The organism is Sphingomonas azotifigens NBRC 15497 (assembly GCF_002091475.1).
Lineage (GTDB): Bacteria > Pseudomonadota > Alphaproteobacteria > Sphingomonadales > Sphingomonadaceae > Sphingomonas > Sphingomonas azotifigens.
The window spans coordinates 205,084-217,394 of the sequence record NZ_BCTR01000014.1; the positions used below are offsets into that span (position 1 = coordinate 205,084).

At 66.3% G+C, this 12,311-nt stretch carries 11 protein-coding genes; 7 read left to right on the forward strand and 4 right to left on the reverse strand.

Features of this window, described 5'->3' with window-relative positions:
- Positions 1-3: 3 nt before the first annotated feature.
- Positions 4-393, forward strand: coding sequence for a DoxX family protein (locus SAZ01S_RS07195; RefSeq protein ID WP_084581442.1), 390 nt, complete (start codon positions 4-6; stop codon positions 391-393).
- Here SAZ01S_RS07195 and SAZ01S_RS07200 read toward each other — a convergent pair.
- The 4 genes from SAZ01S_RS07200 to SAZ01S_RS07215 form a co-directional block, all read right to left on the reverse strand.
- Positions 390-710, reverse strand: a complete 321-nt coding sequence (locus tag SAZ01S_RS07200; protein ID WP_084581444.1) for a hypothetical protein — start codon at positions 708-710, stop codon at positions 390-392. The genes SAZ01S_RS07195 and SAZ01S_RS07200 overlap by 4 nt on opposite strands.
- A complete protein-coding gene (locus SAZ01S_RS07205; RefSeq protein WP_084581446.1) occupies positions 707-1,345 on the reverse strand; it encodes a hypothetical protein in 639 nt (212 codons plus the stop codon). Before SAZ01S_RS07205 ends, SAZ01S_RS07200 begins: the two co-directional genes overlap by 4 nt.
- Positions 1,346-1,426: 81 nt before the next feature.
- Positions 1,427-1,927, reverse strand: coding sequence for a hypothetical protein (locus SAZ01S_RS07210; protein WP_084581448.1), 501 nt, complete (start codon positions 1,925-1,927; stop codon positions 1,427-1,429).
- Positions 1,928-1,950: 23 nt separating this feature from the next.
- Positions 1,951-2,592: a TetR/AcrR family transcriptional regulator gene (locus tag SAZ01S_RS07215; protein WP_084581450.1), complete on the reverse strand. Its 642-nt coding sequence runs from the start codon at positions 2,590-2,592 to the stop codon at positions 1,951-1,953.
- 90 nt (positions 2,593-2,682) lie between these two features.
- On the opposite strand from SAZ01S_RS07215, the gene SAZ01S_RS07220 reads away from it, so the two are divergent.
- From SAZ01S_RS07220 to SAZ01S_RS07245, 6 genes are all read left to right on the forward strand, one after another.
- Positions 2,683-4,149 carry an efflux transporter outer membrane subunit gene (locus SAZ01S_RS07220; protein WP_084581452.1) on the forward strand — a complete coding sequence of 489 codons (1,467 nt, stop codon included), beginning with the start codon at positions 2,683-2,685 and terminating at the stop codon, positions 4,147-4,149.
- On the forward strand, positions 4,142-5,335 hold the full coding sequence (locus SAZ01S_RS07225) for an HlyD family secretion protein (RefSeq protein ID WP_084581454.1): 1,194 nt from the start codon (positions 4,142-4,144) through the stop codon (positions 5,333-5,335). The genes SAZ01S_RS07220 and SAZ01S_RS07225 overlap by 8 nt, the downstream gene beginning before the upstream one ends.
- Before the next feature lie 12 nt (positions 5,336-5,347).
- A complete protein-coding gene (locus tag SAZ01S_RS07230; RefSeq protein WP_084581456.1) occupies positions 5,348-6,877 on the forward strand; it encodes a DHA2 family efflux MFS transporter permease subunit in 1,530 nt (509 codons plus the stop codon).
- A 689-nt stretch (positions 6,878-7,566) separates the two neighbouring features.
- On the forward strand, positions 7,567-10,173 hold the full coding sequence (locus tag SAZ01S_RS07235) for a TonB-dependent receptor plug domain-containing protein (RefSeq protein ID WP_084581458.1): 2,607 nt from the start codon (positions 7,567-7,569) through the stop codon (positions 10,171-10,173).
- A 90-nt stretch (positions 10,174-10,263) separates the two neighbouring features.
- The gene (locus SAZ01S_RS07240) at positions 10,264-11,079 is read left to right on the forward strand and encodes a sulfite exporter TauE/SafE family protein (RefSeq protein WP_084581460.1); all 816 of its coding nucleotides are present in this window, start codon (positions 10,264-10,266) and stop codon (positions 11,077-11,079) included.
- A gap of 35 nt (positions 11,080-11,114) precedes the next feature.
- Complete coding sequence (locus SAZ01S_RS07245) at positions 11,115-12,284, forward strand: pyridoxal phosphate-dependent aminotransferase (protein ID WP_084581462.1); 1,170 nt, start codon at positions 11,115-11,117, stop codon at positions 12,282-12,284.
- The last annotated feature ends 27 nt before the right edge of the window (positions 12,285-12,311 follow it).

Here is a 12,311-nt window from a genome sequence, read left to right on the forward strand (position 1 = left end):
GGCATGGGCACGCCAGACGAGACACGATCGCGCCGCCGCGCGCGGATCACGCTGGCGTGCCTCTATCTGCTGGCGGGCGTGCTGCACCTGATGGTGCCGCGCCCGTTCCTGCACATCACGCCACCCTGGGTGCCCTACCCCGCGCTGGTGATCGCGGGCACCGGGCTATGCGAGATTGCCGGGGCGCTCGCGTTGCTGACCGTGCGGCTGCGCAAGCTCGCGGGCGTGATGCTGGCACTCTACGCGCTGTGCGTGTTCCCGGCGAACCTCCAGCACGCGGTGCAGGACCTGTCGACCGGCACCGGGCTCGGCTGGGCCTATCATGCCCCGCGGCTGTTCCTGCAGCCGCTGCTCTGCTGGTGGGCACTGTGGGCGGGCGGGGTACGACGCTAGCCGCCGAGCACGTCCGACAGATGGCAGTTCTTGCCCGGCGTCAACGCCTCGACCCGCGCGACCTGCAGGATCGAGCCGCCATCCTTGCCCTCGACATAGCGCCCGATCACCTCGCCATAGGCGGGCAGCCTGGCCTTGCGGAGCGCGTCCAGCACATGGCCGCCCGGCGCCTCGACCAGCGCATAGCGGTTCTCGGCGAGGTCGCAGCGCCGCAGGACGAGGGCGCCGCCTTCCCGCTCCACCGTGCCGATGAACACATCCGCGCCCTCCTGCGCCGGCATCGCCGCGGCGGCGAGCGCGATCAGCATGCCGATCATAGCGGATTGCCCTCCTTGTCGAGCAGGTCGATCTTGTACGAGCAGCCGTACAGCGTCTTGCCCGGATGCGAGGTGACGTTGGAAACGTTGAGCGCAATGCGGGTGCGCGCGCGGAAGTGATCGCCATCGGCGGGATCGGTGATGTCGCTGATCACCCGCTCGCCGAGGAACTTGCGGAACTTGATCTCGGCCTCCGCCTGGGCGCGCGTCACCTTGCCCGAGGCGACCAGCGCATCGACCAGCCCGTCGGACCCCATCGCATTCTCGATCTTCTCCTTGCGGGCAACGACTTGCGGGTCAGGCTCGTCGAGGATTGCCAAGATGCCGCTGGAGGTAAACGCGATCCGACGCGTGCTGTACGCCCCTGCGACGACGATCGGGGCCGGCAAATCATATTCCTTCATCAGGAAATTGCCGGACTTCACCGGCTTCCAGCCGAGCTTGGCGGCAAGCTTGTCGTCGCCGGCCACGGCCATGGCGAAGCCGTTGTAGGTCGGAGCATCGAGGCGGCACGCGATCGCGTCCCGCACGTCGATCTTGGTCGGATCGACCTCGTCCTCCTGGACAGGCGCAGCAAAGGCGGACGCCGGCAACAGCGCGGCGAGCGAGGCGATGCGGAAGCAGGATATCTTCATGCGCACCGGTTATTACGCTGCCGACCAAGCGACAATCGTTTCGCGCCGAAGTGACACGCTGCGCGCGGCGGCTGGATCATTCTATTCCGGCAGGATTCGTACGCGCCGCTTGCCCCAATAGCTGAGGTCGATCGAGAAATGCACCGGTTCGCCCTTTCGTACGAGGATCATCTGGTCGCCGCGCGCGCCCTCGCCCGTGTAGCTGAACGACCAGCCTTGCTTCTTCAGCGCTTCGCTCACCTTGAGCACCGCCGACTGGTCGCGATCATGCCACAGCGTGATCTGGCGGAACCCGCCGCTCCCGTCGCCGCCGGACAGATCGAGCGCCGCCTCATACGGCCCCTCGCCGAGCAGCATCACGCCCGAGCGGCGGCAGCGCAGGTGGCCGCCGTCCATCTCGATGCAATTGTCGAACCCGCCGCGCTTGGCATCCGCCAGGCTGCCGCTGACGGGCAGGCCCGCATAGGCGAGCGGCGGCGGCGGCGGCACGGGCGGTTCGGCGCTGCAGCCGGCGAGCGCTGCTGCCAGCGCCGCGGCCAGCGCACCGCGCGATCGGCGTTCCGCCCGAACCACTGCCAGCATGCCCTTCTCCCCTCACGGGAATCCTAAGCGGTCGACGGTTCCGGTGCAAAGGCCCTCAGGAAGAGATCGACGATATAATCCGCCTCCTCTTCCATTTCGGCTTCGCTGAACTGGTACCCGAGCATCGCGCGCTGCTGCGAGCCCATGCACAGGCTGGTCAGCGCGACCGCGGCCTTAAGCGAGTCGGAGGTACGCAGCTGCCCCTTGTGCATCGCATCCTGCAGATACGCGGCCAGCAGCTCGCGGGTGCGCTGCGGACCGCGACGGAAGAAGATCTCGCCCATCTCCGGCGAGCGCTCGACCTCGGCATGGATCACCCGGTGCAGCCGGATCGCATCCCGCGACGTAACCTTCAGCAATAGGCTGCGGATGAACGCGCATAAGGTCGCCTTCAGATTGTCCGAAGGGATCAGCAGCTGCATCACCTGCTCGCGATAATCGCGCGTCGCCTCGTCCACGCACGCATCGAACAGCTCTTCCTTCGACGCGAAATAGCTCCACAATGTGCCCTTGGATCCGCCCAGTTCGGCGGCGATCGCCGACATGGAGACGCCGGCATAGCCCTGCTCCATGAAGTGGCGCTTGGCGATGGCGAGAATGGCGGCACGCCGATCCTGCTTCCGCGCCTCGCGCTTGCCCACACATTTGGGGGTTACGATTTCCATAACCGTACTATAGGGTACGATTTTCTATTGACAAGGCCGGAAGCGCTCTCCATCTGGAACTCGTACCCAATAGTACGGTTTTTCCTGACCATGACGAGTCGTTTCCCAACAACGCCCTTGTTGCTGTCCGCGGCTGCTGCCTCGGCGCTGGCTGCGTGCGCCCCGGTGCCCAACCTGGGCGCGCGACCCGAAATGCGCGCGGCCAAAAGCTATGCCGCCGGCCAGTCGCTGGCCGGCGATGCGCAGGCGCAATGGCCCGTCACCAACTGGTGGACCGCCTATAACGATCCGCAGCTCAACACGTTGATGGATGAGGCTTTCCGTGGCGCGCCCGATCTCGCGGTCGCCGCCGCGCGCCTGCGTTCGGCCCAGGCCTATGCGGTGCAGGTGGGCGCGGCCCGTCTCCCGCGCGTCGATGCCAGCGCATCCGCCGCGGCGAACCAGATCAACACCGGCGACAGCCTGCCGATCAATGTTCCCTCGAACGTGCAGACGATCGGCTATGGCACGCTGAACCTGAGCTTCGATCTCGACATCTGGGGCAAGACCCGCGCCCAGCTCGCCGCCGCCACGTCCGAGGCCGAGGCCGCGCGCCTCGAGCTGGAGCAGGCGCGCCTTGCGCTGTCGACCAATATCGCCGCCGCCTATGCCGATCTCGCGCGCCTCGCGGCCGATCGCCGCGTGCAGGAGCGCGCGCTCGAAGTTCGCCTGGCGACGCAGAAGCTGGTCACCGATCGGGTGACCAATGGGCTCGAGACGCGCGCCGAGGAGAAGCAGGCCGCCTCCGCCGTGCCCGCCGCCCGCGCGCAGCTCGCCGCGATCGACGAGGATATCGGCCTCACCCGCAACCGCATCGCCGCCTTGCTCGGCCAGGGCCCCGATCGCGGGCTCAGCATCGCCCTGCCGACGGCGCCGACCGAGGCGCGCGGCATCCCCGCCGATGTCACCACCGATCTGATCGGCCGCCGCCCGGACATCGCCGCTGCCCGCGCGCGGGTCGAAGCCGCCGCCAGCCGCATCAAGGTCGCCCGCGCCAACTTCTATCCGTCGATCCGCCTCAGCGCGCTCGCCGGCTATGGTGCGCTCGGGCTCGACAATCTCGTCAAGGGCAATGGCGCAGCCGTGTTCCAGGCCGGCCCGGCGATCAGCCTGCCGATCTTCCACGGCGGCGAGCTGCGCGGCCAATATGCCGGCGCCCGTGCGACCTATGACGAGGCCGTCGCCAATTACGACAACAACGTCACCGCCGCCTATCATCAGGTCGCCGATGCGGTGACCAGCCAGAAAGCGCTGGCCACGCGCCTCGCCCAGAGCCGGCAGGCACTGGACGATTCCGAACAGGCCTATTCCATCGCGCAGCAACGCTATCAAGGCGGGCTGTCGCGGTTTCTTGATGTTCTGACCGCCGAGGAGAGGGTGTTGCAGAACCGCCAGATCGTAGCCGAATTGGAAGCGCGCGCGTTCACGCTCGACGTCCAGCTCGTCCGCGCGCTTGGCGGAGGCTTTTCCCCCAACAATGCGGCGGTTGCCGCTTCCGAGGTCAAGACCCATGGCTGACGCTGAACCCGCCATCCACGCTGCGCGCGGCGACGCCGCCGATCGCAAGGAACCCTCCCCCGGCCCGGCTGCGGTTGCCTCGGACGACAGCAACCGCAAGACGCTGCGCAAGCGGCTGATGCTCGGCGTCGGCGGCCTCGTGCTGCTCGCCGGCCTCGGCTATGGCGGCTATTACATGGCCGTCGGCAGCCATTATGTGAGTACCGACAACGCCTATGTCGGCGCCGACAGCGCTAGCATCACGCCGATGACCGGCGGCCAGGTGCTGCGCGTCGCCGTGGCCGACACCCAGGCGGTGAAGAAGGGCGACGTGCTCGTCCAGATCGACGACGCCGACGCCCGCATCGCGCTGGCCCAGGCCGAGGCCGATCTCGCCCGCGCCACCCGCCAGTTCGGCCAGACCTCGGCGACGAGCGAAGCGCTGGCCGCGCAGGTCCAGGCCCGCGAGGCGGACATCGCCCGTGCCCGGGCGCAGGTAGCCGCGGCGCAATCCGATTTCGAGAAGGCCCGCATCGATCTGGCCCGTCGCCAGAAGCTCGCGCCCAACGGCGCGGTCTCGGGCGAAGAGCTGACCTCGGCGACCAACGCCTTCCAGGCGGCACGCGCGAACCTCGAACTCGCCAAGGCAGGGCTTGCCCAGGCCAGTTCGACCCGCGTGGCGGCGAGCGGCCAGCTGGTGGCGAACGAGGCGCTGGTACGCGGCACCAACGCCAACACCGCCCCCGAAGTGCTCGCCGCGCGCGCCAAGGTGGAGCAGGCCAAGCTCGACCTCGCCCGCACCGTGATCCGTGCACCGTTCGACGGTGTGGTCACGCGCCGCAACGTGCAGGTCGGGCAGCGCGTCGCCCCGGGCGCCCAGTTGATGCTGATCGTGCCGCTCAACCAGCTCTATGTCGACGCCAACTTCAAGGAAGGCCAGCTGACCAAGGTCAAGGTCGGCCAGCCGGTCGAGCTGAAGTCCGACCTCTATGGCGGCGACGTGAAGTATCACGGCCGTGTCGTCGGCTTCTCGGGCGGCACCGGCTCGTCCTTCGCGCTGATCCCGGCGCAGAACGCGACCGGCAACTGGATCAAGGTGGTCCAGCGCCTGCCGGTGCGCGTCGCGCTCGATCCGAAGGAACTGCAGGCGCACCCGCTGCGCGTCGGCCTGTCGATGGATGCCGAGATCGATACCTCGGCGAAGTAAGGAACGCCTGCCATGAACGGCCAGACGCAGCGCGGGGGCTTCCTGGAGGGGCCGTCGCTGATCCTCGCCGGCGTGGTGCTGGCGTTGACCAACTTCATGGTGGTGCTCGACACCACCATCGCCAACGTTTCGGTGCCGCACATCGCCGGCAGCCTGGGCATTTCGTCGAGCCAGGGCACCTGGATCATCACCTCCTATGCGGTTGCCGAGGCGGTGTGCGTGCCGCTGACCGGCTGGCTTGCGGGCCGGTTCGGCGTGGTGCGTACCTACATCTTCGGCATGATCGGCTTCGGCATCTTCTCGGTGCTGTGCGGCATGTCGACGACGCTCGGCATGCTGGTCGCCTGCCGCATCGGCCAGGGGCTGTGCGGCGGCCCGCTGATGCCGCTCACCCAGACGCTGCTGCTGCGCATCTTCAAGCCCGAACAGCATGCCCAGGCGATGGGGCTGTGGGCGATGACCACCGTCGTCGCGCCGATCCTGGGGCCGATCGCCGGCGGCACGATCAGCGACAACTGGTCGTGGCACTGGATCTTCTTCATCAACATTCCCGTCGCCGCGCTGTGCACCTTCGGCGCGATGCGGCTGCTCACCAAGGCCGAGACGCCCACCGAGAAGCTTTCGGTCGACAAGGGCGGGCTCGGGCTGCTGGTGCTGTGGATCGCGGCGCTGCAGATCATGCTCGATCTCGGCCGCGAGCATGACTGGTTCAACGATCCGACGATCGTGTGGTTGGGCGTGATCGCCGGGATCGGCTTTCTCGTCTTCCTTGCCTGGGAGATCACCGCGAAGGATCCGGTCGTCGATCTGCGGGTGTTCCGCCACCGCGGCTTCACCGTGTCGGTGATCTCGTTGTCCTTCGCCTTCGCAACCTTCTTCGCCTCAGCCGTGATCATCCCGCAATGGCTCCAGTCGAGCCAGGGCTACACGGCGACCTATGCCGGCTATGCCACCGCCTTTTCGGGCGTGGCGGCGGTGTTCATGTCGCCGGTGGTCGCCAAGCTCTCGAACAAGGTCGATCCGCGGTTGCTGGTGTCGTTCGGCATCCTCTGGCTCGGCCTGTCCGCGCTGCTGCGCGTCTACTGGAACAGCCAGGCCGGGTTCTGGACCTTCGCCTTCCCGCAGTTCCTGCAGGGCTTCGGCATGCCGTTCTTCTTCATCCCGCTGACCACGCTGGCGCTGGGATCGGTGTTGCCGGAGGAGACCGCCTCGGCGGCAGGCGTGATGAGCTTCCTGCGCACGATGGCGGGCGCGATCGGCACCTCAGTCTCGACCAGCATCTGGGACGACAGTTCGCGGATCGCCCGCAGCGAGATCGTCTCGCGGCTGAACACCGACCCGACGATGAGCGCGCTGACGGCGCAGGGTTTCTCGATCGGCCAGGTGCGCGCCGCGGTGGAACGCGTGGTGAGCCAAGAGAGCCTGACGCTGGCAACCACCCATGTCTTCCTGCTGTCGGCGATCATCTTCGTGTTCGCGGCCGGCATCATCTGGTTCACGCCGCGGCCGCGCGGCAAGGTGGATATCAGCGCCGCGCACTGATCCCGCACGCGACGTCAGCTACGCCACGGCCCGTTCCAGCGATGGAGCGGGCCGTGTGTCATAACGACGACAAATCGGTTACAACATACGTCGTTCGCGCATTGACATCACCTGCCCGACCGATAGCATCCCTCAGACAAGCCATAAAAAAATACCAGGGGCTGGATGTCCGAATCGGTGCATTGATCAGAAACAGGGTGATCAAATGACCGGCCATCGCTTACACTTCGCCGATAGGGCGCCGATGACGCGCAAACATTCGCCAGCAGACGCGCAACGCTGTGCTGGCAGGCGCGCGAGACTCTTCGACTAATCGATAGCGCGCATCCGGGATCCAGCGCGATCGCGGACAGGAACTTCGCGCATCGATTTGCACGGTAAAGATCGGCGGCATGCCCTGTGCACATCGCCGTTATGCTTCCGGCTCCCAAGGGGCCCAGTTCGCTCCAGTTGTTGGCATCGCCGCCGCTGCCTGATCCCCGGCACGGCCTGATGCCGTGTGGCCGCGCCTCCGGGCACGGCTGAAAGCGTACCCCGGTGTCGACCCATCTCCCCGTTCGCGCTGCCGCGCTTTCGGGAACGGAAAGCCATGTCCGCGGGCACCGGGCTCCAGAAAACGACCGACAAAACGAGACCGCATCGAGGAACGAGACAAACGACAACCATCAGCCTTCGGGGGGCATGAGCTAATGCAATTTCGCGAAACGGCTTCGTTCACGGTTCTGGCCATCACACTGGCGCTCGCCGCCACGCCGGCCTTCGCGCAGGACAGCGGGGGCCCGGCGCAGGAAGGCGGCGACATCATCGTCACCGGCACCCGCGTTACCGGCATCCGCGCAGCGGACAGCCCGGCACCCATCCAGTTGCTGAGCGCCGATGACCTCTCCCGCACCGGCCAGCCCGACCTCATCCAGGCGCTCGCCCAGAACCTGCCGAGCGTCCAGGTCCAGGCGTTCGGCAGCGATCTTCAGGCGCACAACCTGCAGATGAAGCTGCGCGGCCTCAGCCCCAACCACACGCTGATCCTGCTCAACGGCAAGCGCCGCCACGGCACCGCCAACGTCTCGGTCGCCGGCGGCCCCTATGGCGGCAGCGCCGCGCCCGACATCAGCTTCATCCTGCCGGACTCGATCGACCATATCGAAGTGCTGCAGGACGGCGCCGCCGCGCAATACGGCACCGATGCGATCGCCGGCGTCGTCAACATCATCCAGAAAAAGGCCGATCACGGCGGCGTCCTCGACGTAACCGGCGGCCGCTATTACGATCAGGGCGGCAAGACCTACGCCTTCTCGGGCAATATCGGCTTTGCGCCGATCGAGAATGCCTGGGTGAACATCACCGCCGAGAAGAAGCACAAGGGCTTCAGTTTCCGCGGCGACGTCAACCCCCAGGTCTTCGGGAGCAACGCCAACGCGACCAAATATCTGACGCTCTACCCGGCAATCAAGAACCTGCCCTATTACCCATACACCAACCGCATCCTGGGCGATCCCGAGGTCGATCAGAGCTCGGTGATGGTGAATGCTGGCTATGATTTCGGCGGCTTCGAATTCTACAGCTTCGGCAGCTACGGCCACAAGAATGCCCGCGCCTATGAGAATGTCCGCACGCCGGACGTGGTCGTCAGCAAGGCGGGCACGCCCTTCTACCCGATGGGCTTCCAGCCGCTCGAGGCAATCTCCGAAACCGATTATGCCGTCACCGGCGGCTTCCGCGGCACGATCGGTAGCACCACCTTCGACGTCGCCTCCACCTATGGCGACGATTTCGTCGGGGTCTATGTGCAGCATTCCGCCAATGCCGCGCTCTACAAGGACACCGGCTTCACGCCGACCGAGTTCCACAATGGCGACTTCAAGGCCAGCCAGTGGAGCAACACGCTCGATCTGACCCACGCGTTCGACATCGGCCTGGCCGATCCGCTCAACGTCGCCGGCGGCCTCGAATATCGTCGCGAGACCTACGGCATCGTCTCGGGCGATCCGGCCTCCTATTACGGCAGCGGCGCGCAATCCTTCTTCGGGTACAGCCCGAACGACGCCGGGCAGCATTCGCGCACCAACTTCTCGCAATATCTCGACATCAGCGTGAAGCCGGTCGCCGCCTGGCTGGTCGACGGCGCGGTCCGCCACGAGCATTACAGCGACTTCGGTGACACCACGGTCTTCAAGCTCACCAGCCGCTACGACATCACCAAGGCGATTGCCGTCCGCGGCACGGTCTCCACCGGCTTCCGCGCGCCGACGCTGGCCGAGGGTTTTTATTCGGGGATCAATGTCGGCCCGAACAGCGTGTCGGGCGTGCTCCCCGCCAACTCGGCCGGTGCCAAGTCGCTCGGCTTCGGCGGCCTCAAGCCCGAGAAATCGACCAACTTCAGCGCCGGCTTCGTGTTCACGCCCAGCCCGCGCGTCAACGTGACGCTCGACGCCTATTGGATCGAGATCCGCAACCGCATCCTGATCTCGAGCACCTTCTACGGCTTCAACGGCAAATACTGCCCGCAGGGCTATGCCGGATCGAACAAGGCCAACTGCGTCGCCTACAATGCCGACACCTTCAACACCAACAACCAGCAGGCGGTCTACAACGCCGTCGCCACCGCGCTGGGCGGCACCATCCCCAGCTATGTGCTCACCGACGTCAATGGCGAGCGCAACATCGACGGCACCGTGTCGATCCAGACCTTCGTCAACGGCGCCAAGATGCGCACGCGCGGCGTGGACTTCGTCGCCAGCTACGACATGGACATCCCGGTCGGCAAGGTGAACTGGACACTTTCGGCCAATTACAACGACAACAAGGTCAAGAACATCGCCGCGCTGCCCTCGGCGCTCTACGTCAACAAGGCCAATCCGGCACAATCAGCGCTGATCAACAACTATTCGATCGTCGAGCTGGAGAACAGCACGCCGAAGTTCCGCGCGACGCTGGCTGCGTTCTGGGAATATGGTCGGTTCAGCCTGAACTTCCGCGAGAGCTTCTACTCGAAGGTCTATGCGCTGGAATCGACCCCGGGCAACAGCCCGCTCAAGGGCGCCGATCTCCAGGTTCCGGTCAATTCGGCCTTCATCACCGATCTCGAAGGCAGCGTGAAGATCGTCGCCGGTCTCAAGCTCTCCGTCGGCGCCAACAACCTGTTCAACCATTACCCGACCCAGCGCTCGTTCGAGAACATCCGCTCGGCGCAGCTCGCCGCGGGGTCGCGCGGCTATTCGTCGAACCTCTACCCCTCGATTTCGCCCTACGGGATCAACGGCGGCTATTATTACGGCCGGATCAGCCTGAAATTTTGACGTGTTGCCGGCCGGGGCGGCGCGCCCCGGCCGGTTCGTGTTGCGTGCGAGAACAAAACTCGGGAGTGATGTCCTTTGCTTATTTCTTCCATGGACTGGCTGATCCCCTTGCTGGGCCTGCTGGTCGCCGGGCTCGCTGCCGGTTTCGCCGGTGGCGTGTTCGGCATTGGCGGTGGCTTCGTCGTCGTCCCCGCCCTGCTGCTGATGCTGCCGCTGCTCGGCGGCGAGCATAGCCAGTACGCCCATGTCGCGATCGGCACCTCGGCCGCGACGATCATCATCACCTCGATCCGATCGGTGCTGAGCCACCACAAGCGCGGATCGGTCGATTTCGAGATCCTCAAGACCTGGGCGCCCTGGGTGGTGCTGGGCGACGGCATCGGCGTGCTGCTTGCCAGCCATGTCGACGGCCGCGTGCTGACCATGGTCTTCGCCACCGGCGTGCTGCTGATGTCGGTCAACTTCCTGGTGCCCAAGCTCGGCAACCGGGTGATCAGCGATCAGATGCCGGGGGGCGTCACCCGCGTCGCCATCGCCGGGGGGCTCGGCACCTTCTCCTCGCTGCTCGGCATCGGCGGCGGCACCATCGCGATCATGGTGATGACCCTGTGCGGCCGCTCGATCCACCGCGCAGTGGGCACCGCCAGCGGCATCGGCACGCTGATCGCCGTGCCCAGTGCGATCGGCTTCGCGATCATCGGCCTGCGCGAGCCGGGGCTGCCCTGGGGCTCGCTCGGCTTCGTCAACCTGCCGGCGACCGTGGCCATCGCCTCGATGTCGATGCTCACCGCCCCGCTCGGGGTCGCAGCCGCCCACGCCTTACAACCAGCCATGCTGAAACGGGTATTCGGCATTTACCTCATCGTCATCGCGCTGGTGATGTTCCACAATGCGCTGAAGTTCTGACGCGCGTCTCGATCGAAAACAGGGAGACCCACGACATGACCATCCTCGAAACGCTCAAGAAGCCCGAAATCGCCGAAGACCTGCGCGGCCGCGGCTATTCGCGCCGCGACATGGGGCGCATCGCCGCGCTGCTCGGTGGCAGCGTCGCGCTGAGCCGCGCCGCGCCTGCCTTCGCCCAGCAATCGGCCAAGGCGGTGATCGGCGCCGTCCGCATCGGCTCGAACGAATGCTGGACCGGCCCGCTGCCAGCCGGCGCGGCGGCGGCGATGAAGATCGTCACCGAGGGCAATCGCTACGAGCCCAATGGCGAGCACGAGCAGCTGTTCGCCGCCGTCTCGGCGGTGGAAGGGCTGCCCGCCAGCCATATCCGCGCCTGGCCCGGCTCGAGCGACCCGCTCAACCGCGCCGCGGTCACCTTCGCCTCGCCGACGCGCGGCATCGTTACCGCCGATCCCACCTACGAGCAGATCTGGCGCACCGCGGCCTGGATCGGCGCCAAGGTGAGCAAGGCACCGCTCGGGCCGCAATACCAGCACGACGTCAAGGCGATGCTGGCGGCCGATCCCAATGCCGGACTCTATTATGTCTGCTCGCCCAACAACCCGACCGGCACGCTAACCCCGATCGCCGACATTGTGTGGCTGGCGGAGAACAAGCCCAAGGACGCGGTGCTGGTCGTCGACGAGGCCTATATCCACTTCGCCGACGCGCCCAATGCCGCCAAGCTGGTCGCCGCCCGCGACGACGTGCTGGTGATGCGCACCTTCTCCAAGCTGTTCGGCATGGCGGGCATGCGGCTGGGCCTCACCTTCGCGTCGCCGGCGCTGCACGACAAGATGATGCGCTATGACGGTTTCCAGGTGACCAACATGCTGCCGATGACGGCGGTGGCATGCGGCACCGCCTCGATCCCGCTCGCCAGCGAGATCAAGGCGCGGCGCGACGAGATGATCGCGGTCCGCGAGAAGACCATCGCGCATCTCCAGAGCCGCGGACTCAAGGTGCTGCCGGGCAGCAACGCCAACATGTTCATGACCGATTGGAAGGGCAAGGCGCCGAAGGAGATGATGGCGGCGCTGCTCGCCCAGAACGTCCAGATCGGTCGCTCCTGGACCGCCTATCCGAGCATGTCGCGCGTCACCGTCGGCTCGGCGGCGGACATGGAGAAGTTCCGCATCGCCGTCGACAAGGTGCTGATGGCCTGATCTGAAACCTGCGCCCCGCGCTGCCGG

Bases quoted from the DNA above. Each gene is read 5' to 3' on its own strand.
- SAZ01S_RS07210 (WP_084581448.1), bottom strand. From the start codon at position 1,927: ATGCTGGCAGTGGTTCGGGCGGAACGCCGATCGCGCGGTGCGCTGGCC.
- SAZ01S_RS07205 (WP_084581446.1), bottom strand. From the start codon at position 1,345: ATGAAGATATCCTGCTTCCGCATCGCCTCGCTCGCCGCGCTGTTGCCG.
- SAZ01S_RS07225 (WP_084581454.1), top strand. From the start codon at position 4,142: ATGGCTGACGCTGAACCCGCCATCCACGCTGCGCGCGGCGACGCCGCC.
- SAZ01S_RS07200 (WP_084581444.1), bottom strand. From the start codon at position 710: ATGATCGGCATGCTGATCGCGCTCGCCGCCGCGGCGATGCCGGCGCAG.
- SAZ01S_RS07230 (WP_084581456.1), top strand. From the start codon at position 5,348: ATGAACGGCCAGACGCAGCGCGGGGGCTTCCTGGAGGGGCCGTCGCTG.
- SAZ01S_RS07220 (WP_084581452.1), top strand. From the start codon at position 2,683: ATGACGAGTCGTTTCCCAACAACGCCCTTGTTGCTGTCCGCGGCTGCT.
- SAZ01S_RS07195 (WP_084581442.1), top strand. From the start codon at position 4: ATGGGCACGCCAGACGAGACACGATCGCGCCGCCGCGCGCGGATCACG.
- SAZ01S_RS07215 (WP_084581450.1), bottom strand. From the start codon at position 2,592: ATGGAAATCGTAACCCCCAAATGTGTGGGCAAGCGCGAGGCGCGGAAG.
- SAZ01S_RS07240 (WP_084581460.1), top strand. From the start codon at position 10,264: ATGGACTGGCTGATCCCCTTGCTGGGCCTGCTGGTCGCCGGGCTCGCT.
- SAZ01S_RS07235 (WP_084581458.1), top strand. From the start codon at position 7,567: ATGCAATTTCGCGAAACGGCTTCGTTCACGGTTCTGGCCATCACACTG.
- SAZ01S_RS07245 (WP_084581462.1), top strand. From the start codon at position 11,115: ATGACCATCCTCGAAACGCTCAAGAAGCCCGAAATCGCCGAAGACCTG.